Annotated in this window: 20 protein-coding genes and 2 pseudogenes; 10 read left to right on the top strand and 12 right to left on the bottom strand. The window is 64.1% G+C overall.

Annotation, left to right across the window (positions count from 1 at the left end; all coding sequences use genetic code 11):
* Nucleotides 1–11 precede the first annotated feature (11 nt).
* Genes C2L64_RS25535 through C2L64_RS25525 form a run of 3 tightly spaced genes read right to left on the bottom strand, consistent with a single transcriptional unit; the run spans nucleotide 12 to nucleotide 2,427 of the window.
* Entirely contained in the window at nucleotides 12–668 is a 657-nt protein-coding gene (locus C2L64_RS25535; RefSeq protein ID WP_007577367.1) for a glycosyltransferase, read from the bottom strand.
* The gene (locus tag C2L64_RS25530; protein ID WP_007577364.1) at nucleotides 665–1,264 is read right to left on the bottom strand and encodes a class I SAM-dependent methyltransferase; all 600 of its coding nucleotides are present in this window, start codon (nucleotides 1,262–1,264) and stop codon (nucleotides 665–667) included. Before C2L64_RS25530 ends, C2L64_RS25535 begins: the two co-directional genes overlap by 4 nt.
* A gap of 11 nt (nucleotides 1,265–1,275) precedes the next feature.
* On the bottom strand, nucleotides 1,276–2,427 hold the full coding sequence (locus tag C2L64_RS25525; protein WP_007577362.1) for an acyl-CoA dehydrogenase family protein: 1,152 nt from the start codon (nucleotides 2,425–2,427) through the stop codon (nucleotides 1,276–1,278).
* A 243-nt stretch (nucleotides 2,428–2,670) separates the two neighbouring features.
* Between C2L64_RS25525 and C2L64_RS25520 the strand changes: the two genes are divergently transcribed.
* The 3 genes and pseudogenes from C2L64_RS25520 (at nucleotide 2,671) to C2L64_RS54195 (ending at nucleotide 4,926) form a co-directional block, all read left to right on the top strand.
* Nucleotides 2,671–4,245 (top strand): FAD-dependent oxidoreductase, encoded by a 1,575-nt coding sequence (locus C2L64_RS25520; RefSeq protein ID WP_086908927.1) that lies wholly within the window; start codon nucleotides 2,671–2,673, stop codon nucleotides 4,243–4,245.
* Nucleotides 4,227–4,672 (top strand): annotated as a pseudogene (locus C2L64_RS56330) (endonuclease/exonuclease/phosphatase family protein); the annotation flags it as partial. The gene C2L64_RS25520 and the pseudogene C2L64_RS56330, both read left to right, overlap by 19 nt.
* Before the next feature lie 14 nt (nucleotides 4,673–4,686).
* A complete protein-coding gene (locus C2L64_RS54195; protein WP_165489454.1) occupies nucleotides 4,687–4,926 on the top strand; it encodes a hypothetical protein in 240 nt (79 codons plus the stop codon).
* Between the two features lie 217 nt (nucleotides 4,927–5,143).
* Here the strand turns inward: C2L64_RS54195 and C2L64_RS25505 are convergent, their stop codons facing one another.
* A complete protein-coding gene (locus C2L64_RS25505; protein WP_103153724.1) occupies nucleotides 5,144–7,579 on the bottom strand; it encodes a hybrid sensor histidine kinase/response regulator in 2,436 nt (811 codons plus the stop codon).
* A gap of 118 nt (nucleotides 7,580–7,697) precedes the next feature.
* Nucleotides 7,698–8,207: an Lrp/AsnC family transcriptional regulator gene (locus C2L64_RS25500; protein ID WP_007577351.1), complete on the bottom strand. Its 510-nt coding sequence runs from the start codon at nucleotides 8,205–8,207 to the stop codon at nucleotides 7,698–7,700.
* Between the two features lie 157 nt (nucleotides 8,208–8,364).
* On the opposite strand from C2L64_RS25500, the gene C2L64_RS25495 reads away from it, so the two are divergent.
* Nucleotides 8,365–9,381: a 1-aminocyclopropane-1-carboxylate deaminase gene (locus tag C2L64_RS25495; RefSeq protein WP_007577347.1), complete on the top strand. Its 1,017-nt coding sequence runs from the start codon at nucleotides 8,365–8,367 to the stop codon at nucleotides 9,379–9,381.
* A 112-nt stretch (nucleotides 9,382–9,493) separates the two neighbouring features.
* On the opposite strand, the gene C2L64_RS25490 is transcribed toward C2L64_RS25495, so the two are convergent.
* Nucleotides 9,494–10,267, bottom strand: coding sequence for a DUF4410 domain-containing protein (locus C2L64_RS25490; RefSeq protein WP_007577345.1), 774 nt, complete (start codon nucleotides 10,265–10,267; stop codon nucleotides 9,494–9,496).
* Nucleotides 10,268–10,501: 234 nt separating this feature from the next.
* Nucleotides 10,502–12,526, bottom strand: coding sequence for a glycoside hydrolase family 28 protein (locus C2L64_RS25485; RefSeq protein WP_007577343.1), 2,025 nt, complete (start codon nucleotides 12,524–12,526; stop codon nucleotides 10,502–10,504).
* Nucleotides 12,527–12,890: 364 nt separating this feature from the next.
* On the opposite strand from C2L64_RS25485, the gene hyi reads away from it, so the two are divergent.
* The 4 genes from hyi (at nucleotide 12,891) to C2L64_RS25465 (ending at nucleotide 16,794) form a co-directional block, all read left to right on the top strand.
* A complete protein-coding gene (gene hyi / locus C2L64_RS25480) occupies nucleotides 12,891–13,667 on the top strand; it encodes a hydroxypyruvate isomerase (protein WP_007577341.1) in 777 nt (258 codons plus the stop codon).
* Between the two features lie 128 nt (nucleotides 13,668–13,795).
* Nucleotides 13,796–15,106, top strand: a complete 1,311-nt coding sequence (locus C2L64_RS25475) for an MFS transporter (RefSeq protein ID WP_007577338.1) — start codon at nucleotides 13,796–13,798, stop codon at nucleotides 15,104–15,106.
* Between the two features lie 37 nt (nucleotides 15,107–15,143).
* Entirely contained in the window at nucleotides 15,144–15,959 is an 816-nt protein-coding gene (locus C2L64_RS25470; protein WP_007577336.1) for an NAD-dependent epimerase/dehydratase family protein, read from the top strand.
* 64 nt (nucleotides 15,960–16,023) lie between these two features.
* Nucleotides 16,024–16,794 (top strand): HpcH/HpaI aldolase family protein, encoded by a 771-nt coding sequence (locus C2L64_RS25465; RefSeq protein WP_007577335.1) that lies wholly within the window; start codon nucleotides 16,024–16,026, stop codon nucleotides 16,792–16,794.
* 143 nt (nucleotides 16,795–16,937) lie between these two features.
* Here the strand turns inward: C2L64_RS25465 and C2L64_RS25460 are convergent, their stop codons facing one another.
* From C2L64_RS25460 to C2L64_RS25450, 3 genes are all read right to left on the bottom strand, one after another.
* Nucleotides 16,938–18,161: a porin gene (locus C2L64_RS25460; RefSeq protein ID WP_103153723.1), complete on the bottom strand. Its 1,224-nt coding sequence runs from the start codon at nucleotides 18,159–18,161 to the stop codon at nucleotides 16,938–16,940.
* Between the two features lie 130 nt (nucleotides 18,162–18,291).
* Nucleotides 18,292–20,046, bottom strand: a complete 1,755-nt coding sequence (gene araD, locus C2L64_RS25455) for an L-arabinonate dehydratase (protein ID WP_007587658.1) — start codon at nucleotides 20,044–20,046, stop codon at nucleotides 18,292–18,294.
* Between the two features lie 113 nt (nucleotides 20,047–20,159).
* Nucleotides 20,160–21,083, bottom strand: a complete 924-nt coding sequence (locus tag C2L64_RS25450; protein WP_007587656.1) for a dihydrodipicolinate synthase family protein — start codon at nucleotides 21,081–21,083, stop codon at nucleotides 20,160–20,162.
* Between the two features lie 208 nt (nucleotides 21,084–21,291).
* On the opposite strand from C2L64_RS25450, the gene C2L64_RS25445 reads away from it, so the two are divergent.
* Both C2L64_RS25445 and C2L64_RS25440 read left to right on the top strand, forming a co-directional pair.
* Nucleotides 21,292–21,597 (top strand): putative quinol monooxygenase, encoded by a 306-nt coding sequence (locus C2L64_RS25445; RefSeq protein WP_007587655.1) that lies wholly within the window; start codon nucleotides 21,292–21,294, stop codon nucleotides 21,595–21,597.
* A 42-nt stretch (nucleotides 21,598–21,639) separates the two neighbouring features.
* Complete coding sequence (locus C2L64_RS25440) at nucleotides 21,640–22,026, top strand: DUF488 domain-containing protein (protein WP_007587654.1); 387 nt, start codon at nucleotides 21,640–21,642, stop codon at nucleotides 22,024–22,026.
* A 15-nt stretch (nucleotides 22,027–22,041) separates the two neighbouring features.
* On the opposite strand, the pseudogene C2L64_RS25435 reads toward C2L64_RS25440, so the two are convergent.
* Nucleotides 22,042–22,754: pseudogene (locus C2L64_RS25435) on the bottom strand (SDR family oxidoreductase).
* Between the two features lie 39 nt (nucleotides 22,755–22,793).
* Entirely contained in the window at nucleotides 22,794–23,357 is a 564-nt protein-coding gene (locus C2L64_RS25430) for an ester cyclase (RefSeq protein WP_007587652.1), read from the bottom strand.
* Between the last annotated feature and the right edge of the window lie 17 nt (nucleotides 23,358–23,374).

Raw genomic sequence — 23,374 nt, 5'->3', positions numbered from 1 at the left:
CGTCGCGCGCATCATTCATGCGCCGCCAGCCCCATCAGCGTATCCCCGAACCCACCCCGCACCTTCGACGCAATCCGCGCGCTCGTTACGACACGCGGCGCCGCGCTCCACGCGATCCGAGCGCCCGTCTCGACGAGCAAACCCACCAGCGCGACATCCTCGCTGCACGTGAGCGGCGGAAATCCGCCGACGCGGCAATACGCGCGCGCCGACACGCCGAGATTCGCCCCATGAATATGCCGGTGCCCATCCGCATTCATGTACGCGCGACAAAACGCTTCGCGGGTCAGTTCGTCGTGCTCGCGCCAGTCTTCGATGAGCACGGGGCCGCACACCGCTTCCGCATCGAGCGCGAGTTGCGCGACCAGCCAGTCCGGCGCGACGCGGCTGTCGGCATCGGTGAACGCGAGCCAGCGCACGCCCTGTTCGATCAGCGTCGCCGCGCCCGCGGCCCGCGCCTTGCCGACGTTGCGCACATCGAGCGTCAATGCGTGCGTGTCGAAGCAGCGCGCAATCGACTCGGACCCGTCGGTGCAACTATCGAGCGCAACGACGATTCTCACCGTCTCGCCGCGCAATTCTGGATGCGCAGCCGCGATCCGCGCCGCCTGCAGGCAATCGGCAAGCAGTTCCTCTTCGTCATGCGCGGGAATCACGATGCCGATCATGCGAGCCCCTCGTATTGCGCAACCGAGTGCCCATCCTTCGACCACACGTCCAGCAGCAGATCGTGCTCCGCATGTTGCACGAGGCGGTTCAGCGCGGGCAGTGCGTCGAAGCGCGCGTGTACATCGTCGGCTGTTTGCAGCTTGCCTTCGAACGGATGACGCCAGTGGCACGCGACCAGCGTGCCGTCCGCCGTCAACGACGCGCACGCGCGCTGCGCAAGCTCCGCCGTCGCTTCGCGCGACAGGTAATAGCACAACTCGCCGATCACGATCAGATCGAAGCTCGCGTCGGGCCATTGGTCCGGCATCGCGCGCTGCTCGACGGTGACGTTGCGCACACCTGCGAGACGTTCGCGCGCAAGACGCACGGCATGGTCGCTGATGTCGCACGCGTACAGGCCGTCGCAACGCTGCGCGAGCAGCGCCGACAATTCCCCGTTCGAACAGGCCGGCTCGAAGCCCGACCGATAGCGCTCGCGCGGCAGCGCCGCGATGGTCAGCAGACGCTTGCGGCGCTCATACCAGCTCGCGCGATAGTCCCAGGGATCGTCGTCCTGTCGGTACAGATCGTCGAAATAGGCGGCGGGGAAAGACATGCGTGTGAACCTCAGTCGCGTCCAGCATGAAGTCCAAGGTTCCAGGTTTCGCCTGGTTCGTCGTCGAGCAGCGTCCGGCCGAGTGCGCACTCGTCGCGCTCGGCATGGCTCTGCCGCAGAAACACGGGCAGATCGGCGATCGCACGCGCGAACCACGGGTCCGTGCAGAACGGCGCAGCGCCAAGCGCGCGCGACACGTGCTGCATCACCTGCTCCGCCGCCTGTTCGACGGCGACACGCACGCGCAGCGCGCATTGCTGCGCATCGTCGCGCGGATGCCCGTCGATCCATGCGGCCGACTCGCGCAGCAGCGCGGCCACGGCGGATAGCTCGGCATCGGCGGCGCCGAGATGCGCGCACGCGTGCGGATCTTCGTGACGCTTGACGCTGTCGCGCAGGATCGACGCAAGCGCCGCCGCGCAGCCGTACCAGCAGGCTGCAATGCCGGCGCCGCCATGCCAGAAGCCCGGACGCGACAGATACGCGCCGGCGTTGCCGACCTGCACGGCGCGCGCGCCATCGAAGCGCACGCTGCTCGTGCCCGTCGCGCGCATGCCGACGGCTTGCCAGCCGCCCGGATCGATGGCGATCGCCGGCTGCGACAGTTCGACGGCAGCCAACACCGGCTCGTCGCCGCGCCATGCCGTGACCAACGCATGCGTGACATGCGGCGCGCCCGAGCACCAGGGCTTGGTGCCTTCGAGCGTCAGCGCGTTACCGCCCGCCGCATGCGCGATCAGCTTCGCGTTCGGCGGGTCGGCGGCCCACACGGCCCAGTTGCCGTCGTCCGCGAGTTCGGTGCGGCCCAGTTCCGCGAGGATGGCGAGCGCGTCGGTGTGCGCTTCGTAGAGCTTCACCAGCGACAGGTCGCATGCCGCAACGGCCGCGAGACCGCGCCAGCGCGTCGCCGTTTCGCCACGGCCCGGCAGCGGCAGCCAGTCCATGCCGCGCGCGCGCAAGGCATCGAGCGTGGCCGCGCGGCTGGCCGCCTGCTCGTCGCCGAAGCGCACGTTCGCCAGATAACGCTCGAGGGCAGGAACGAGCGCATAGCGTTTCGGCTCGATGTCGGCGTCCGGTTCCTCGTCAGACAGACGCAGTCCGCTGTTGATGTACCACGCAGCGGGCGCGGCGCGCCGCAGGGGATCGTGGCCGATATCGTTCATGCAAACCTCCATGGCAAAGCTTGGGAGAGTGTTGGGTCCAACGTGGCATCCGTCGATCAAACAGGTGCGTTCCGAGCGACGACGCAAGCGGCATGCCCATGCGAGGCCACCTGCGCCGTTCCGACGTAAGCTGTCTCCTGAAACAAGGCGCGAGACGGCATGCCGATTGCACCCGTGAAAGCAAACGCCTTTCACGCGCCGCGCATCGCATGCGCCGCGCGGCCGGTCTCCACGAGGAAAACAATGGCCACGAACACGAACGCCGATATGCAAAAGGTCGCCCTGCTCTCCGATCTCGCCGACAACGGCATGAAGCGCGTCGAGGTGAACGGCACGCCGATCCTGCTGATACGCCACGGCGACGCCGTGCATGCGTACAGCGCCGACTGTCCGCATGCGGGCGCGCCGCTCGAACAGGGCGCGCTATGCAACGGGAGGCTCATTTGTCCGTGGCACAAGGGAACCTTCGATATCGCAACAGGCGCGCTCGTCGAACCGCCCGCGCTGTTGCCGTTGACGCGCTATCCGGTGCGCATCGAACAGGACGACGTGCTCGTCGACAGCACGCCAGAGCCGTCGAAACCAACCACGTCCACGGCGGCGGACAGGCGCACGTTTGCAATCGTCGGCGCCGGCGCGGCGGGAGCGGCCGCCTGCGCGGCGCTGCGCGAAGCGGGCTTTGCGGGACGCATCGCGCTGCTCGATCGCGAGCCGCGCACGCCGTATGACCGCACCGTGTTGAGCAAATTCGTGCCGTCCGGCGAGATGTCGCCCGACGACATTCCGTCGCTGCTGCCCGACGACTTCTTCGCCACTCACTCGATCGACGTGATTCAGGCCGAGGTCGCCGCGCTGGATGCAAAGGCACGGCGCATCGATATCGGCAGCGCACCGTCGATTCACTACGACGCGGCGCTCGTTGCAACGGGCGGCATACCGAAGCGGCTTTCATTGCAAGGCAGCGATGCAGCCGGCGTGAAGTCGCGCATTTGCCTGCTGCGCAATCGCGACGACGCGCGACATCTCGTCGAGACGGCTGGGCAAGGGCAGCACGCGCTCGTGCTCGGCGCGAGTTTCGTCGGGCTGGAAGTCGCGTCGGCGCTGCGCGAGCGCAAGCTGCGCGTGACGGTCGTATCGCCCGGCAACGTACCGTTCGAAAAGCAGTTCGGCACGGAACTCGGCAGGCTGTTCATGCGCCTGCATGAAGCGCATGGCGTGCGCATCCGGATGGGCCATCACGCGCGTTCCGTCGGTTCGGGCGACGCGGACGGCGCACTAAGCGTGACGCTCGATAACGGCGAAGCGGTAGCGTGCGACTTCATCGTCGCGGGTATCGGCGTGACGCCGGCGACGGATTTCATCGAAGGCGTGAAGCGCAACGACGACAGGAGCATCAACGTCGATGCATCGATGCGCGCAGCCGACGGTCTCTATGCAGCGGGCGACATCGCGCGCTTCGAGTTGCCGTCGCACGGCAGCGAGCGTGTGCGGATCGAGCACTGGCGCGTCGCGCAACAGCATGCGCGCATTGCGGCGCACGCGATGCTCGGCATCCCGCCAAAGGAACCGTACGTGCCGTACTTCTGGACGTATCACTTCGGCAAGACGTTCGAGTATCTCGGTCACGCGAAACACTGGGATCAAACGAAGTTCACCGGAACGCCAGATACGTTCGAATTTATCGCGCTGCTCGGCGAGAAGGGAAAGCTGGTTGCTGCTGTCGGCTGCAATCGCGAGAAACAGACGGGCATGCTCGTGGAAGCAATGCGCGATTCATTGAGTCTCGCCGACGCGATGAAGATTGCCGAATCCGCGTGAACGGAAACGCGATCCTCGGCCGGTGGCCGATCTGCGCGGCGCGTTCGCTCGATCTGTCGTTCGGCACGCGAGCGGCCCGCGGCGCGCTCGACATCGATGTGGAAACGGACGGCCCCGGCTCGGCGCTCCGTGTGGTCGCGACACATCTGGGATTCGCGCACTGATTTCCGCATTTTCGATACACCGCGCATGCCCGTGCTGCTGATGGGCGACCTCAACGGGTGGTTCACCTCAACGCGTGGTTCGTCTGGGGCCACGCGTTGCCCATGCTCGTCACCCATTTTCAGGCGGCCCCGGCCCCTCGCACCTTTCCATCGCGCTCGACCGCATCTGGATGCACCCCGCCGGCCGCCTGATCGACGTGACGGTGCACCGCAGCACGCTCGCACGTGTCACATTCGATCACATACCACTGGTCGCGCGGATCGCACGGGAGCATCATTGGAAGTTCGCGGTGAAGCGCAGGCGCATCGCTTGCGCGCTCTGCGGGTTCGTTCAACTTTCTTCATGGAGCTGCCAATGGTCAGAAAGAATTACGCCCCGGACGAAAACGCCCCACGTCAACCGTATGCGGATAAGGATGCGGGCGTCGGCATGGGTCGGATCACGCTCGACGATGACGACGATCTCGACGACGACCTGGACGATGAAGAAGAGGACGATGCGGAAGGCTCCCGCTAACGTCTAGCGAACTGACGGAGACGTAAGGAAGAACGCAGCGCACGGTGTCATGCCGCGCGCTGCGTTTGTTTTTGGGCAACTGACTTTACACGTGCCTTTCGGTGTGCCTTTCGACGTACCGTTCGACGGGTCGCTCCATACGCCCTTCGACGCCGCGCTCAGCCCGAAGCAGCACGCGAAAGCGACGGATGAACCGCGGGAAGCGAACTGTCCCGCGTCAATGTTGCGCGTCGAGCACGGCCTTCAGTTGATCGAATGAATAAGGCTTGCGCAACGCCGTCCAGGTGAACGGCAGCGATTCGTCGTGCAACGGCGCACCGTGACCGGATGAGAACACTACGTGCTGCGCGGCGTGCATCGCGACCGCCGCGCGCGCAAGGTCGAGGCCGGACATGCCGGGCAGCGTGAGATCGGTCAGCAGCACATCGAACGGATGCAGTTGCAGGCGTTTCAGCGCCTCCTCTGCGTTGGCCACTGCGTCCCAGGTGTGACCGAGCAGTCCGAGCAGCTCGCACAGCGCATCGCGGGCGTCCCGGTCGTCTTCGACGACGAGAATGTGCAGCTTGCGCGGCGTATCATGCTGCGCCGCGTCGTGCGTCGTGCGCGCCGTGCCGTCGAACACGTCGCGTATTTTTCGCGCGAGCTGCAAACGGCTATACGGCTTTTGCAGCAGATCGGCGCCGCGCCGCAGCTGCGCGTCGAGGCCCATCGTGTCGCGCGTGTGGCCCGACGTAAACAACACCTTCAACGACGGCCGCATCAATTGCGCCTGACGCGCCATCTCGGGACTCAGCAGCGGGCCCGGCATCACGACATCGCTGAACAGCAGCTCGACCTTCGCGCCGCTGCGCAAAACGGTCAGCGCCTCCGTCGCGTCGTTCGCCGTCAGCACGCCGTAGCCGAGTTGCGACAGCATGTCGACAACGGTCAGCTGCACGCGCCGGTCGTCTTCGACGACGAGCACGGTTTCGCCTCCGCGCAGCGCTTCCTCGGACTCGGGCTTGGCTTGAGCGACAGGCCGCTCGATAAGCGCGTCCGTCGAGCGCGGCAGATAGATCGTCACCGTCGTGCCAACGCCCGGCGTGCTCGCCAGTTCGATGTGCCCGCCGCTTTGCAGCACGAAGCCATAGGCCATGCTCAGGCCCAGCCCTGTGCCTTCGCCTTCGGGCTTCGTCGTGAAGAACGGATCGAACGCGCGCTCGACGACTTCCGCGCTCATGCCCGCGCCTGTATCGGTGACGGTCATCTTCTCGTACTCGCCCGGCTCGACCTGCGCGGCCACGGCGGCTTGCGCGTACAGCACCGCGTTCGACAGCCCGAAGGTCAGCATGCCGCCCTCGGGCATGGCATCGCGCGAATTGATGGCCAGGTTGAGCACGACGTTTTCCAGTTGATGCGTATCGACGAGCACGTTCCATAGCTCGCCGCTCGCACGCGATTCATGAACCCGCACCTGCACACGCTCGCCGAGCGCGCGGCGCAGCAGGTCTTCCATGCCGTGCAGCACGTCGCCGAGATGGCTCGTGACGGGTTGCAGCGCCTGGCGGCGGCCGAACGCGAGCAGTTGCGACGCGAGCTTCGAGCCGCGCTCGACGGCCTCGATCGCGCGGCCGACGCGCGCCCGGCTCCACGCATCGTCGTGGCGCGCGCCGAGCAGTTCCAGATTGCCGCGCAGCACCTGCAGCACATTGTTGAAGTCATGCGCGACGCCGCCCGTCATCTTGCCGAGCGCTTCCATCTTCTGCGACTGAAACAGCGCGTTACGGGTCTGGTCGAGCAGTTCGGCCGCCTGGCGGCGCTCGGTGATGTCGCGTGTGATCTTCGCGAAGCCGATCAGCACGCCGTTCTCGTCGCGGATCGCGTCGATCACGACATGCGCCCAGAACCGGCTGCCGTCGCGCCGCACGCGCCAGCCTTCGGCTTCCCAGCGGCCTTCGCGCTCGGCCGTTTGCAGGCCGCGCTGCGGCACGCCCGCTGCGGCGTCTTCCGGCGTGTAGAAGCACGAGAAATGCGAGCCGATGATCTGCTCGTCGGTGTAGCCCTTGATGCGCCGCGCGCCCGGATTCCAGTTGGTGACGCAGCCTTCCGGAGACAGCATGAAGATCGCGTAGTCGTTCACGCCCTGCACCAGCAGCCGGAAGCTCCGGTCGCTTTCGAGGGCGGCGTCGGTGGCGTTCTTCTTGTCGCTGATGTCGCGCACGACGCGCCCATAGCCGAGCAGGTCCCCGTCGGGTGCGTAGAGCGCCGTGATGATGACGTTCGCCCAGAACAGGCTGCCGTCCTTGCGCAAGCGCCAGCCTTCCATTTCGTAGCGGCCGTCTTCACGGGCACGCTGAAGGCCGAGTTCCGGCAAGCCTGCGCGCTGGTCTTCGTCGGTGTACATAACGCGCACGTGCTGGCCGAGAATCTCGTCGGGCTGGTAGCCCTGGATCGTCTCGCCGCCGCGATTCCAGCTGATGATTATGCCGTTCGGCGCGAGCGCGAAGATCGAGTAGTCGGTGGTGGATTCGGCCCACAGGCGGAGCCATTCGCTGCTGAAGTTGGCGGCGCGCGCGGTCGTCCCGCTCGCCGCGGCGCTTTCGTCCGCGTGCGGTTCAGGCGGCTTCGCGTCGTCGCCCGCCGCGCTGCCGATGTCCTTGTCGTCGTCGCTCATCGCCTGTTATATGGCCTCTCTCTGCGCGGTCATTGTATAAGCACCGCCAGGCTGTCGGCATGCCGATCAAACCCTGATCAAACCCTATGCCTGCGCTTTTGGCGCGACTTCGAACACCTCAGAACGGAAACTTCGTCGTCGACAGGATTTCCTTGAGCACCATGAAGCTGCGGATCTGCCGCACGCCCGGCAGGTATAGCAATTGCTCCGCGTGCAGCCGGTTGAAGCTCTCGCTGTCGCGCGTGCGCACGAGCATGAAGTAATCGAACTCCCCCGTCACGACATGGCACTCCATGCAGCCCGACACCTTTTGCGCGGCCTTTTCGAACGCGGCGAAGGTTTCGGGCGTCGAGCGGTCGAGCACGACGCCGATCACCACCAGCATCCCCGCGCCGAGCGCTTTCGGATCGAGCAGCGCGACCGTCGCCCGGATCAGTCCCATTTCCTTGAGCCGCTCGACGCGCCGCAGGCACGCGGGCGCGCTCAGCTTCACCTTCGCCGCCAGCGCGACGTTCGAGATCGACGCGTCTTGCTGGAGCTGCTTGAGGATCGCGCGATCGATGCGGTCGAGTTGCGACAGCGGCGTGGCTTCTTCGGCAGATTGGTTGCGTAATTTTGTTGCGCACATGGCTTATCTTAAGAAACTAACAAAGGCTTAATGGCTTGGATTCGTTTTTTAAAGTAGCTTTGACCGAATTATTTCGCAAGCTCATTTCGCAGGGTCTTTCCTATCATGTCTGTCAGCGCGGCACCGTTCGCGCCCTCCCAGACAACGGACCTCGACCATGAACCTGCAACGTTTCCCCCGCTACCCCCTCACCTTCGGGCCGACGCCGATCCAGCCGCTTGCGCGCCTTTCCGATCATCTCGGCGGCAAGGTCCAGCTATACGCGAAGCGCGAGGACTGCAATAGCGGGCTCGCGTTCGGCGGCAACAAGACGCGCAAGCTCGAATACCTGATTCCCGAGGCGCTCGCGCAGGGCTGCGATACGCTCGTGTCGATCGGCGGCATCCAGTCGAACCAGACGCGCCAGGTGGCCGCCGTCGCTGCGCATCTGGGCATGAAGTGCGTGCTCGTGCAGGAGAACTGGGTGAACTATTCCGACGCCGTGTACGACCGCGTCGGCAATATCCAGATGTCGCGCATCATGGGCGCGGACGTGCGGCTGGTGCCCGACGGCTTCGACATCGGCTTTCGCAAGAGCTGGGAAGACGCGCTCGACAGCGTGCGCGCGGCAGGCGGCAAGCCGTATGCGATTCCCGCCGGCTGCTCGGACCATCCGCTCGGCGGACTGGGCTTTGTCGGCTTCGCGGAGGAAGTGCGGCAGCAGGAAGAGGAACTGGGCTTCAAGTTCGACTACATCGTCGTGTGCTCGGTGACGGGCAGCACGCAGGCTGGGATGGTGGTCGGCTTCGCGGCGGACGGGCGCGCGGACCGCGTGATCGGCATCGACGCTTCGGCGAAACCGGAACAGACGCGCGAGCAGATCACACGCATCGCGAAGCGCACGGCCGAACTGGTCAATCTGGGCCGCGACATCACCGCGCAGGACGTCGTGCTCGACACGCGTTACGGCGGCCCAGAATACGGCTTGCCGAACGAAGGCACGCTCGAAGCGATCCGCCTGTGCGCGCGGCTCGAAGGTGTGATGACCGATCCCGTCTACGAAGGCAAGTCGATGCACGGGATGATCGACAAGGTGCGGCGCGGCGAATTTCCGGAAGGCTCGAAGGTGGTGTATGCGCATCTGGGCGGCGTGCCCGCGCTGAACGCCTATAGCTTCCTGTTCCGCGAAGGCTGATCGCGGTACAAAAACAAATGGCGATGCCGCAACGTATCGGGGCATCGCCACCCGTCTCCTCGCACCGAGGCCGCGAAAATACGCGGCCTCGATTCCCCCGTTTTTTCCCCCGTTATTTCACCAGGTCGCCCGACATCCATCCTTGCGCGACGCCGATCTGCGCAACCTGCTTCGCCACCGAGTCGGCCAGTTTCTTCGCGTCGCTCGTGACGGTATCGTTCTTGTGCTCCGAGCCGACATGCAGCGCGCCGCCAACCGCCGCCGATGTCGCGACATGTCCCGCCACTGCGCCGACGCCCGCCGTTTCCGCGACACCCGGCATATGGCCGCTGTTCGCGTCGGCGTCGAACGTCTGCACCAGTTGCGGCATGCCGCCTGCCGGCTTGTACAGCACCTGCACGTGCGCTGTCACTTCGCTCTTGCCGGCGCCGAGGCCGATCAGCGTGCGGCGGCGATGGTTGCCCGCATCGATCGAGCCGACCGCGCCTTCGACGATCAGCACGTTCTGGTCAGCGGGCGGCGGTGCGTCGGTGCGGATCGCGTGCATGCCCATCGACTGGAGTTTCGCGACGACTTCATCCGTCAGTGTGTCGCTGGCGGCGGTTGCTTCCTGCGTCTGCGACGATTGCGACGTTTGCGACGAACCGGAGAAGCTTGCGCTCAGTTTGTGAATGAGGCCGCTGTTGTCGAGCTTCACGGATTCCGGGTTGCTCGCGAACGTGTAGACATAGACGTTCTGCGGGTTCGGTTGCGTGAGCGTCGAATATTGGGCGGTGTTCGTGACGCTGGCTGCGGCGCAGCCGCTCAGCAGCAGCGCGCTGAATGCGAGTGCAGCGGAAGCGCTGCGAAGGGTCTTGCCACGAACGGAGTTGAGAGCTGCAAACATGTGAAGTCCTGTCATCGGTCAGAAGATTAAGCAGATCGTCCGATATTTGGCTTCACTCGAAGCAACATCGGCGATGTCACGGGTGCGTGAATCGCCGGTGTCGTTCTGTTGTTGTGTTCGGTTAGCTCTGCACGCGGAACGCAGTATGGAAGAGCGCCCGAATGATGGCTATCGACGAATTATGTCGACTCATGTCATGCGGCTAAAAGCCTTATACGACGGGCGTTTCGAGCTTCATCGCGAGTCCACGACCGAGGTGTTGTAGACCGTCCCGCCGATCGTCACATTGGACAGCGAAATCGCGTTCACGTTGTACGCGTAGATCGGCCCCGGCGTGGTCGAGCTTGCCGTGCCATTGCATACAGGCGTGCCGAGATTGCAGTTTGTGATCGTGACGCCCGAGATGGGTGGAATCGCGGGCGTCGGCGCGGGACCGTTGTAGTCGAACGCGACGGGGCCCTGCGCGACGATCGCCTGGAAGCACGAGGCCGTTACGCCGTTTACCGTTACGTTGCTCGCCGTCACGTTGGAGATGTTCACGTTCTGCACGAGCGCGGGGCGTGTGCGCACGGCGTCGTTGGCGGGCTGATAGTCGCAATCGAATGTGATCAGCCCGCCCTGCGCCGCCGAAGGGTTGGCGGCAGACGCCGTCTCCACGCCAAGTGGCACCGTCGCATTGATCGGGCTGCCCGCCAGCAACGCGCTGCCATAGCCGCCGCCCGTGAGATTGACGCCGTTAGGCAACGTGACGTTATCGACGTAGAAGTTCTTCACATAGCCACCGCGATTCATGTTCGTCTTGATGCGGATCGCGATGTTCAGCGGATTGGTCTGCCAGTTCTGGTTGAGCATCTGCAGGTTGCGCGCATAGATGTTCTGCACACCGCCGCCCATTTCGCTGCCCAGCGTGATGCCGCCGTGGCCGCTGTTCATCGTGCAGTTCTGGATCACGTGGTTCTGCGCGGGGCCGTATGTGGTGTCGAGCGCCTTGCCGGACTTGATCGCGATGCAGTCGTCGCCCGTGTTGAACGTGACGCCGTCGCACAGCACGTTGTTGCAGGCGTCGGGATCGAAGCCGTCGTTGTTCGGGCCGATGCTGTCCACCGTCACGCCGCGTATCACGACGTTTGCACAGTCAGTCGGATGGTGCTGCCAGAACGGCGTGTTGTTCGTGCGGTAGTTCTCCATCAGCACGTTCGTGCAGCCGAGGAACTCGACCATGCACGGCCGCAGATAATGCCCGAGGCCAAAAATCCGTTTCTCGACGAGCACGCCCGCTTCCGATAGCGCCGGCAGATAGTTCTGGTCCTGCTGCCAGGGTGTCGCGGTGCTGGTCAATAGCGCATAGAGCGCATCCGATATGCCGGGCGCGACCGTTTTCAGATCGACGTTGCTCGGGTTCGCGTAGGCCTGCGAAGGCGTCGTCGGGCCGGTGCAGCCATAGGCGTTCTTCGTGCCCTTCCAGGTCCACCAGCAAGTGCTCGTGCTGCCGCTGCCCGTGAACGGCGTCATTGCCTGGCCGTTGAGCACGGAGGTCGCGCCCTCGCCCGTGATCGCGATATTGGTCTGGTTGCGGGCATAGACGGGCGCGCCGAAGTTCAGGCAATCGTTTGCCTGCCAGCGGCTGTAATAGAGCTTGCCGTTCGATGCGCAGTCGACGGGACCGTCGTTCGCGTAGTCGGCAGGATTCGGGCTGAAATAGATCGTGCAGTTCGCGCCCAGATGGAAGTTCACATTGCTCTGCAACACGATCGGTCCCGCGCAATACCACGTGCCTGACGGCACCACGACACGCCCACCGCCTGCCGCGCTGCATGCAGCGATGGCGGCAAGGAACGCGGGACGCGAATCGAACGATCCGGGCGCGTGGGTCTGGTCGGCGCCAGGACTCGTGGGCGACGACGTCGAAGCGGCATACGGATTAGTCGCGGCAATCACGCCACAAGGCTGCGCGCCATAACTGGTGACGACGAAATCGACGGACGGAAACATCGACTGCGAGACCTTCTGCAGCGACGCGATGATCTGCTCGGCAGCGCCATTGCTGCCCCAGATCGGGTCGCTGTTTGCCGTTGGCGCTGCTGAATTCGACTGATTGCCGCCGCAACCGGGCAGCGCGCCGAGCAGCGTCGCGCCCGCTGCCGCCCCCGCGAATGCGATGAAAGTGCGCCGTTGCGGCGATTGCGGACCGTCTTGACCCGCCCAGGATGTGCTCGAGCCTGCCCTGTTCGCGCGACTGCTTCTGTTGTGCGTCGTCACCGATGTCTCCTTGTCCTCTGCCTGCTTCGATGGGGATCGTTCGCGCAATCCGTACGTTTTGCCGGATCGCGACGGAGACATTGTTGTAAAACAACTTGATAAGTGTCAAGTGTGATTCGTCAACTTTATCGGGTCGAGAAATTCGTGTCTTATTCACGCATATTGAGATTACAAGCGGCTTGTAGCCATTCTCACCGAATCCTATCGAACCAGGGATGCCCCTAAGACAACGCACTATTTGCTTGACAACTTGTTTCTCAAAAGCGACGATGTCTGACATAGAAAAACCCCAACGCGTATGATCCGGCGCCCTCGCCCGGCCATGCGTTTGCAGCACCGCCCGACATCAGGAGCGAGACACGCCATGACAAAACTCTGCGCCAATCTGACGATGCTCTTCACCGAGCATGATTTCCCGGAGCGTTTTGCCGCTGCGTCGAAGGCCGGTTTTAAGGGCGTCGAGTATCTGTTCCCGTACGCTTACGAAAAGGACCAACTCGCTGCGCTGCTTCACCAGCACGGCCTCGAACAGGTGCTGCATAACCTGCCGGCGGGCGACTGGGCTAGCGGCGAGCGCGGCATCGCGTGTCTGCCGGAGCGCGTCGGTGAGTTTCAGGAAGGCGTCGGCACCGCGATCGACTACGCGCGCGCCCTGGGTTGCAAGCAGCTGAACGTGCTGGCGGGCATCGCGCCAGCGGGCGTCGATCAGGACATGATTCGCGAGACATTCGTCGGCAACCTGCGCTTCGCCGCGGCAAAGTTGAAACAGGCGGGCATCCGCCTGCTGGTCGAGCCGATCAATACGTTCGATATCCCAGGTTTCTACATGAACCGCACGCAACAGGCACTCGATCTGATCGACGAGGCTGGCGGCGACAACATCTATTTGCAGTACGACATCTATCACATGCAGCGGATGGAAGGCGAAGTCGCCGCGACCATCCAGAAGCATCTGCCGCGTATCGCGCATATCCAGCTCGCGGATAACCCCGGCCGCCACGAACCCGGTACGGGCGAGATCAACTACCCGTTCCTGTTCAGCCATCTCGACACGATCGGCTATGACGGCTGGGTCGGTTGCGAGTACAAGCCCGCCACGACCACGGCAGCGGGCCTCGGCTGGACGGCTGCCTACCTCTGATTGCCTGATCACGCTGCTGCGGCGCGGCGCAAGCCGCAGCAGTCACAACCTCGCGCCAACCATACACAGACTCATCCAGACGGCATCGCAAGCGACACGCGATGGCCGTCATCCGTAGGAGACATGCAGTGCAACGCCATACGATCAAAGGTTTACGCTGGTGGATCATCGGGCTCATCATGCTCGGGACCGTCTTCAACTATCTCGCGCGCAGCTCGCTGTCCGTCGCCGCCCCGACGCTCACCGAAAAGCTGCACATGACGACGCAGCAATACTCGTATGTCGTCGCGGCGTTCCAGGGCGCGTACACGGTGATGCAGCCCGTTGCGGGTTATATCCTCGACTTCGTCGGTCTCAAGATCGGCTTTGCGATTTTCGCGATCGCCTGGGCCGCGTCGAACATGCTGCACGGTCTTGCCACCGGCTGGACGTCGCTGGCGTTCTTCCGCGGCCTGCTCGGCATGAGCGAAGCGGCCATTTTTCCGGCGGGCATGAAGACGATCAGCCAATGGTTCCCGGCGAAAGAACGTTCGATCGCGACAGGCTGGCTCAACACGGGCACGTCGATCGGTGCGATGCTCGCACCGCCTCTCGTCGTGTACTGCATCCTCACGTTCAACTGGCAAATGGCCTTTGTGGTCACGGGCGGCTCGGCGTTTATCTGGGTGGCGCTGTGGCTCGTGTTCTTCCGCAAGCCCGAAGATCATCCGAATCTCTCGACGGACGAGCGTCAATACATTCTGTCTGGCCAGGAGCGGCCCACGCAGGACGCGACGATGCGTCCGTCGTGGCGTCACGTGCTGTCGACGCGCCGCTTCTGGGGTATCGCGATTCCGCGTTTTCTCGCCGAACCGGCATGGCAAACCTTCAACTTCTGGATTCCGCTCTACCTGTTCACCGTGCGTCACATGAACCTGAAGGAGATCGCGCTGTTCGGCTGGATGCCGTTCCTCGCCGCGGACCTCGGGTGCCTGGTCGGCGGCTACCTCGCGCCGTTCTTCATTCGCCGCTTCAACGCGTCGCTGATCACGTCGCGCAAGCTGGTCATCATCTGCGGCGCGGTGCTGATGGTCGGCCCTGCGTGCATCGGCCTCGCGGCCAGCCCGTATGTCGCGATCGCGCTGTTCTGCATGGGCGCCTTCGCTCACCAGGCGATTTCCGGCGCGCTGTTCACGCTCGCGTCCGACGTGTTCGGCCAGCACGAAGTCGGCACCGCGACGGGCCTCTCCGGCATGTTCGGCTGGCTGGGCGGGATGATCTTCTCGTTGATCGTCGGCGCGTTGGCGGCTACTCTCGGCTATAACCCGCTGTTCGTCTGTCTGATGCTGTTCGACATCATCGGCGCGACGGTCGCGTGGAAGCTGATCACCCACGGCGAGTCGTCCGCGCATGTCGGCGTGCCCGCGGAACTGGCGGAGCAGCCGACATCGGGCCGCTGATCTTCTGGATACCTGCTACCTCCCATAAGGCTTCATCATGACGAAAAAGATTGCGTTGAGCGGTGCGGGCGGTCAGCTAGGCCGCTTCCTGCGCGCCGCGCTGAACCAGCGTGGCGTGAACTTGCGGTCCGCGGCAGGCTCGCGCGCACTGGAACCGCTGTTCGATGGCGAGGACGTGATGCACGGCGATCTGCGCGATTCCGCCGTGGTCGACCGGCTGATGCAAGGCGTCGACGTGCTGATCCACATGGCGGGCACGAGCGTCGAACGGCCGCTGCCCGAAATCATCGAAAACAATCTGCGCGGCCTCGTCGAAGTGTATGAAGGCGCGCGGCGGCATGGCGTGCGCCGCATCATCTTCGCGAGCTCGAATCATGCGATCGGCATGTATCCCGTCGAAGACAAGCTCACGCTCGACTGCGCGTTTCGCCCCGATGGTTTTTACGGGCTCAGCAAGGCGTGGGGCGAATCGCTCGCGCGCATGTACTGGGACAAGCATGGCATCGAGAGCGTGTGCATCCGCATCGGCAGTTGCATCGAAAAGCCGACGGAGTTCCGGCACCTCAGCACCTGGCTTGGTCACGACGATTTTCTGCATCTCATCGACCGTTGCATCAATGTGCCCGACCTTGGTTTTCAGGCGGTCTGGGGCGTGTCGAACAACACGCGCAGCTACTGGGACAATTCCGCGGCAGCGCCGCTCGGCTATCAACCGAAGCAGAACGCCGAAGATTACGCCGACGAAATCCTGAAGCAGCCGAATCCGCTCGACCCCGTCGCGCAGCGTTTTCAGGGCGGCGGCTTCGTGACGATCGACTACACGCCGCCCGAACAACGCAACGTCCGGCGCTGATCGACGCGCCGCCCGGCGCACTCTGTGTTGCAACTCCCTGCGGTTCCCTTCTATGGAGAACACGATGAAGCTTCCGGAGAATCCATTCAAACGCGCGCTGCAGGCCGGGCGTCAGCAGATCGGCTTGTGGTCGAGCCTTGCTAGCAACGTGTCGGTCGAAATCCTGGCGGGTTCGGGTTTCGACTGGCTGCTGCTCGACATGGAACATTCGCCCAACGAACTGCCGATGGTTCACAGCCAGTTGCAAGCGTGCGCGGGCACGCCGACGCATCCCGTCGTGCGGCCGCCGTGGAACGACATGGTGACGATCAAGCGCCTGCTCGACAGCGGCGCGCAAACGCTGCTGATTCCCTACGTCGAAACCGAAGACGAAGCGCGCGATGCCGTGTCGTTCACCCGCTATCCGCCGGAAGGCGTGCGCGGCTATGCATCGACGGCGCGAGCGTCGGACTTTGGGCGCATCAAGGATTATCCGAAGCTTTGCGCGAGCGAACTATGCGTGCTCGTGCAGATCGAGAGCCGGCTCGGCTTGCAGAATCTGGAGCGGATTGCGGCCGTCGAAGGTGTCGACGGCATCTTTATCGGGCCGGGCGATCTGTCGGCGGCACTCGGGCACGTGGGCGATCTCAAGCATCCCGATGTGCAGGCAGCCGTCGACGAGGCGATCAAACGCATTGTCGCGACGGGCAAGCCTGCGGGCATTCTGATCGGCGATGAAGCGCTTGCGCGGCACTATATCGATCTCGGCTGTCTGTTCACTGCCGTTGGGTCCGACATCGGCCTGCTTGCGCGTAACGCCGAGCAGCTTGCGGCGAGGTTTAAGTCGGCTGGCTAAACGCGTTGCATGTTCCGAAAAACCCGCCCGCTCGCTTCATGCATCGGGCGGGTTTTGTTTTGTGCTTCAGCTATCCCGCACACTCCATAAAAAAAGCGCCGCAAGCGCGGCGCCCTGTCCTGCTTTAGCTACGTCGTACAGCGTCAGAACCGATGCACCATGCCGACGCCCACACCGACCATGCTGCGCGATGACGACGGCGTCGAATTGAAGCCGTCGCCGATCGTTGCCGTGGCGTTGATGATGCTGCGGCCGCCCGTGCCGAGCGTCTGGCCGTTCGCGCGCTGATACGCCTGCAACGCATACAGACCCGTACGCTTGGACAGCGAGTAGTACTCGGACAGGTTGACCTGCGAATACGACGCGCTGCTCGTGATGCCGTTGGCCTTCGTCGCGCGCGTGTAAGCGTAGCCCGTTGCGAGATCCCATGCGGCCGTCGGCTTCCAGTGCAGCACGACGCCGCCCGAGTTCCAGATCGACAGGTCGTGGAAGCCCGAACCGATGCCCGGAATGTACTGCACGTTCGAATACGTCGCCGTGATGTCGAACTGGCTGTTGAACGTATAACCCCCGCCGACGGCGAAGCGCTGCTGCGCGCGTGCCGACTGGTAGCCGTTGGTCACGGCCGAAACGCCCGCCTGCGCGCCCGCGTTCGACGTCGTCGTATCGGTGCCGAACGTGCCGCCATTCACGTTCGAGTTGTTGATCTTCGAAAAGCCCACCGCGATGCCGATCGGGCCTTGCGAATACTGGACCGCCGTGCTCCACGTCGAGCCCTGATACGCGCTGCCCGCCACGCCGCCAAACGAATACGAGCCGCTGAACTTGAAGCCGTAAAGCTGCGGCGACATGTACAGCAGCGTATTGTTCGCGCGATAGATCGTATCGAGACCGTCGACGTCGCCCGCGTGCGCGCCGTAGAAACCGGTCAGCCACGTCGTCGGGCTATACGGCGACAGCAGCTGGTAGTACGACGCGTACTGGCGGCCAGCCGTCAGCGAGCCATAGGTGCTGTTCGACACGCCGACGAACGCCTGGCGGCTGAACATCAGGTTGCTCGTCGACATCGCGCCGTTGTTCGCGCTGAAGCCCTCTTCCAGTGTGAAGATCGCCTTCGTACCGCCACCGAGGTCTTCTGCGCCCTTCAGGCCGAAGCGGCTGCCCGCCCATACGCCCGTGACCATCTTGAAGGCCGAATGTCCGCCCGTGGTCGAACCGAGCGTCGTCGAGCTCGACTGATAACCGATGCCGTTATCGACGATGCCGTACAGCGTCACGCTGCTTTGCGCGAACGCGGGCGCCGCCGTCGCCAGCGACGCGCCGATCACCAGCACCGCCTTGACGCCTGCATAGTGTTTCTTCTCCATCCGTATCCCCTCCTGGGCTTGGTTATTGATGTTGTTGCGTGGTTTCTTCGCGCTGCGCGCGTTCTTGTTGCTCTGTTCTTGTCTCCAGACACGGATGGCGTTGCGCCTCTATCGTCAGATGCGGAGCAGTTCAATGAATCTCCGGCTCACCCGCCGATTCGCTCGCGCCATCGCGTTGCAGGAAGTCGAAGTCGCAGCCCTTGTCGGCCTGCAGCACATGCACCTGATGCATCGCGCCGTAGCCGCGTGAGAATCTCGGCGCGGGCGCGACCCACTCTGCCTTGCGCCGCGCGAGTTCTTCATCCGATACCAGCACGTTCAGCTTGCGCTGTGGCACGTCGAGTTCGATCATGTCGCCGTCGCGCACCAGCGCAAACGGCCCGCCGATAAACGACTCCGGCGCCACGTGCAGCACGCAGGCGCCATAGCTCGTGCCGCTCATGCGTGCATCGGAAATGCGCAGCATGTCGCGCACGCCCTTTTGCAGTACCTTCTTCGGCAGTGGCAGTTGGCCCCATTCAGGCATGCCCGGGGCACCGACAGGCCCCGCGTGCTGCAACACGATCACGCAGTTCTCGTCGATATCGAGCGCGTCGTCGTCGATGCGCGCGGCCATGTCGTTGTAGTCCTTGAACACCACCGCGCGGCCCGTGTGCACCATCAGATACGGCTCGGCCGCGCCCGGCTTGATGACGGCCCCATCGGGCGCGATGTTGCCGCGCAGGACAGCCAGACCGTTGTCCGGCATCAGCGGATTGGTGCGGCGGCGGATCACGTCGTCGTTGAAGATCTGCGCGCCTTCGAGGTTCTCGCCAAGCGAGCGGCCATTCACCGTCTTCTGCGAGCGGTCGATCAGATCGCCCAGTTCTGCGAGCATCGCCTGCAGGCCGCCCGCGTAATAGAAGTCTTCCATCAGGTACGCGCCCGTCGGCCGGATGTTCGCGAGCACCGGCGTGCGGCGCGAAATGCTGTCGTAACGGTCGAGCGTCAGTTCGATCCCGGCACGGCGCGCGAGCGCAATCATGTGCACGATTGCGTTGGTCGAGCCCGACAGCGCGAGGCACGTCGTCACCGCGTTGTCGATTGACTTCACGGTGAGGATGTCCGATGGCTTCAGGTCTTCCCACACCATCTCGACGATACGCATGCCCGTTTTTGCGGACATCTGCGCGTGGCGCGAATCCGGCGCGGGGATCGACGCGAAACCCGGCAGCGTGAAGCCGAGTGCTTCGGCGGCGCTCGTCATGGTGGACGCCGTGCCCATCGTCATGCAATGGCCCGGCGAGCGCGCAATGCCGCCTTCGACGCCCTGCCAGTCCTCTTCCGTGATCTTGCCCGCGCGCAGGTCGGCCCAGTACTTCCACGTGTCCGAACCGGAGCCGAGCGTCGCGCCGTTCCAGTTACCGCGCAGCATCGGGCCGGCGGGCAGAAAGATTGTTGGCAGGTCCATGCTGATCGCGCCCATCAGCAGCGCGGGCGTGGTCTTGTCGCAGCCGCCCATCAGCACGACGCCGTCGGCGGGATACGAGCGCAGCGTCTCTTCCGCTTCCATCGCGAGGAAGTTGCGGTAGAGCATCGTGGTGGGTTTCTGGAACGGCTCCGACAAGGTCTGCACCGGCAACTCGATCGGAAAGCCGCCCGCCTGCCAGATGCCGCGCTTGACCTCTTCCACACGCTGCTTGAAGTGCGTGTGACACGGGTTCATCTCGCTCCACGTGTTGAGGATCGCGATGACGGGCTTTCCCGCGTATTCCTCGCGGCTGTAGCCCATTTGCGCCGTGCGCGAGCGATGGCCGAACGAACGCAGGTCGTTTACGCCATACCAGCGGTGGCTGCGCAGTTCGTCGGGGGACTTCTTCTTGCGTTCGTTGCCGTTGTTGCTCACGTCGTCTCACTCCAGGTATTGCTTCAATTCCACTTCGATGCCACCTCAAATGCACCGCGATGCGAGCCGCGCAGCGTGCCCGGCACGCTGCGCGGCTCATGCGTTCAAACCGGTCACGCGTACGCCCGCTCGAACGCAAGCAGTTCACGCGCAGCCTGAGCAACGGCGGCATGATGCTCGACGGGTGTTTCGCTCAGCAGCGGCAGGATCGAACCCATGTCGGCGATACCGGAGAACGTGACGGCATCGTGCAGCACGCGGATCAGCGAGATGTTGTCGCGCAGCGTTTCGAGCGGCATGAACGCGTCGTAGAGACGCTGTGCTTCGGCGTCGCGGCCTTGCTTCACGGCGGCCAGCAGCCCCATCACGGCATGCGACGCGATACAGCCGCTGCCCGTGGTCCACGCGGCGAGGCCGAAGTCGCGCACATGCGTGAGCGCGGGACGCTCGCCCATGCCGGAGATCACACGCGACGGGCTCACGCTTTCGAGCAGGCGCCGCAGGTAAGGATCGTTCGCCGGATTCTCGCGGACGATCGCGTACTTGACGGCGATCAGCGTGCCGCGGTCGACGAGGCGCGCCAGCGTGTCGACGTCCACGTAGTCTTCGCTCTTGATATAGAGCGTGAGCGGTATGCCCGCTGCGTCGGCGATACGCGTCAGGCCTGCTTCGACGCCCGCCGGCGTCGTGAAGCCGGACAGCGGCAACACCATCGCGGTGCGATAGGACGTCTGCGCGAGGACGCGCGCCTGGTCGAGCATCTTGCCGAAGTCCGGACCGATGGCGGGGATCACGCGCGTGGTGAGCGCCGCACTTTCTGCCAGCATGTCGAGCAACTCGCGGTATTCGCTGACGGCCACGTGATAGAAATTCGCGTTGCCGCCGTACAGCAGCGTACGCACGCCGCCCGCTTCGATATGGCGGATCAGTTTCTGGTTGGCGTCGACATCGAGCGACAAATCCGCGCGGCGCGCGAGCGGCGGGACTGCCATCACGGTCGACGCAAACTCGCGCTCGACGATCTGGGACTCGTTCATAAGATCTCGTGGTTCGGATGGGTGGCTGACAAGCCAGAAAATTAGCACCCGCGTCGCAACGTTGTCAAACAACTTGTTGATGACTTGGTGTTTTCCATGAAATCGTTTGACAACGATTGTCGCGTGCGCCTGACCGAAGTCGCCATTGCCACCGACATACGGTTACATTGGAAGACCCGCAGCAAGCCACATCGAAAGGAGACAGACGATGATCAAGTACGCATTGTTCGCGCGATTCGAGGCCAAGCCCGGCAAGGAAGCCGACGTCGAGGCGTTTCTGCAGAAGGGACTGGAACTGGCGAACCAGGAAACCACCACGCCCATCTGGTTCGCGCTGAAGATTGCCGAGCGGACCTACGGCGTGTTCGATGCCTTCCCCGACGAGGCCGGCCGCCAGGCGCATCTGGACGGTCCGATCGCGAAGGCGCTGATGGGTGTCGCGGACGACCTGTTCACGGGGCCGCCGCAGATCGGCCGGATCGACGTGCTGGGGATGAAGAACACGCTCGGTTGAGCGTCATAACAGTTCACACAACTAAAAAGGAGACCGCATCCCATGGCCATACGCATCGTTCGACTCGGATCGGAACGCGCGCCGGATGAAGGCGTGCGCATCGGCACGGTGCGGCGTCCGCCGCGCGGCGTGCCGAAGGCCGAGTTCGGCAGCCGCAATTTCTACGACGTCTGGCTGCCGACGCTGTCGCCCACGCCGGAACTCGTTCACGAAGCGCTGTCGGCCACAACCGATGCCGAGTGGAAGGACTTCGTGCGCAAGTTTCGCGCGGAGATGAACCACGGCGACGCGCCGAAAGTGCTCGACACGCTCGCCGCGCTGTCCGCCACCGCGAATTTTTCGGTCGGCTGTTATTGCGAGCACGAAAACCGCTGCCATCGCAGCGTGCTACGCGAGTTGCTCGCCGACCGGGGCGCGACGCTCGCGTAACGGGCCTTCAACCGTTCAGGCGATCGCACCGCCGCCATCGACCAGCACTGTCGAACCCTCGCGTAAGGCGTCGTCGCCAGATAGACGATCGCGTTTGCGACGTCTTCGGGCTGGCCGACGCGCCGTGCGGGCAACCGGTTCGCCGCGCCTTCGAACATGCTGTCGCGCGCCTCGTCGGTGAGCTTCGACCACAGCGGCGTCGCGATCAATCCCGGCGACACCGTGTTCACCCGTACGGGCGACAACTCAAGCGCGAGACCGCGCGCGAGCGCTTCGAGCGCCGCGTTGATCGCGCCTTGCAGGACCGACATCTTGCTCGGCCGCACGGCGAGAAAACCCGACACGAAAGTCAGCGACCCGCCTTCTGCGATCTTCACCGCACGCGCCACGCGGTAGGCGCCCCAGAACTTGCTGTCCATCGCCTTGTAGGCGTCGTCGAGCGGCAACTGGCGCACGGGACCGGACGGCGTCTGCGCAGCCGAAATCACGACGTGATCGAAAGGCTGCTGCGCGGTGAAGAACGCTTCGACGGCTGCGGCGTCCGTCGTGTCGATCTCAGCCGTTTGCACACCGTGGCCAATTTCCTGTGCCGCCGCCGACAGCTTTTGCGCATTGCGCGACGCAATCGTCACCTGCGCGCCGAGCGCTGCGAAAGCCTTCGCTGCCGCCGCACCAATGCCCGAACTGCCGCCAACGATCAGCACGCGTTTCGATTCAAGCGAATTCATGTTTGTCTCCTTGCTCAAGAAAGGGAATGAATCGCGCCGTCACTTCGCGACGACGCCAAGTTGCTGCAAAAACGTCAGGTTGTCTTCGAGATGCCAGTTTTCGGCAATCTGGCCGTTCGCCACCCGGTAAATATCCGTCGCGATGAAATCGACGTTCTGGCCCTGCCCCTGCACGCCCTTGAATTCGCCCGTGAAGTGGCCGTGAAAGCGCAGATGCACGACGACGCGATCGCCGCTGACCACCATCTGCTCGATATCCGCCTGTAGATCAGGCACGGCGGCCCGCACGAACTTCGACGCGGCAAGCGGCCCTTCGATTCCCTGCGCACGGCCCGGCGGCAACGTGCGATCGGTGAAGCCGGGCGCGAGCGCGGCGCGGGCGAGCGCTTCGTCGCCTGTGCTCCAGAACGTGTCGTAGCGGCGCGCGGCGAGAATCTGCGCGTCGCGTTGCGCTTTGGGCAGGCTGTGATCGACGGTCAACTGATGCGACTGAACGAGCGAGTCGTGCCCGACAGCGGCAAAAGCCGGCACAGCCGCCATTGACATGACAGCCAGCGCGGCGGACAGCGCGCGACGCAACGGGGAAGCAGGACGAAACGACATGATGGGCTCCTTGAAGA

This window comes from Paraburkholderia hospita, from assembly GCF_002902965.1.
Classification (GTDB): Bacteria; Pseudomonadota; Gammaproteobacteria; order Burkholderiales; family Burkholderiaceae; genus Paraburkholderia; species Paraburkholderia hospita.
Note: the sequence above shows the minus strand (reverse complement) of the source record. Positions and strands in the feature narration are given on the sequence as shown.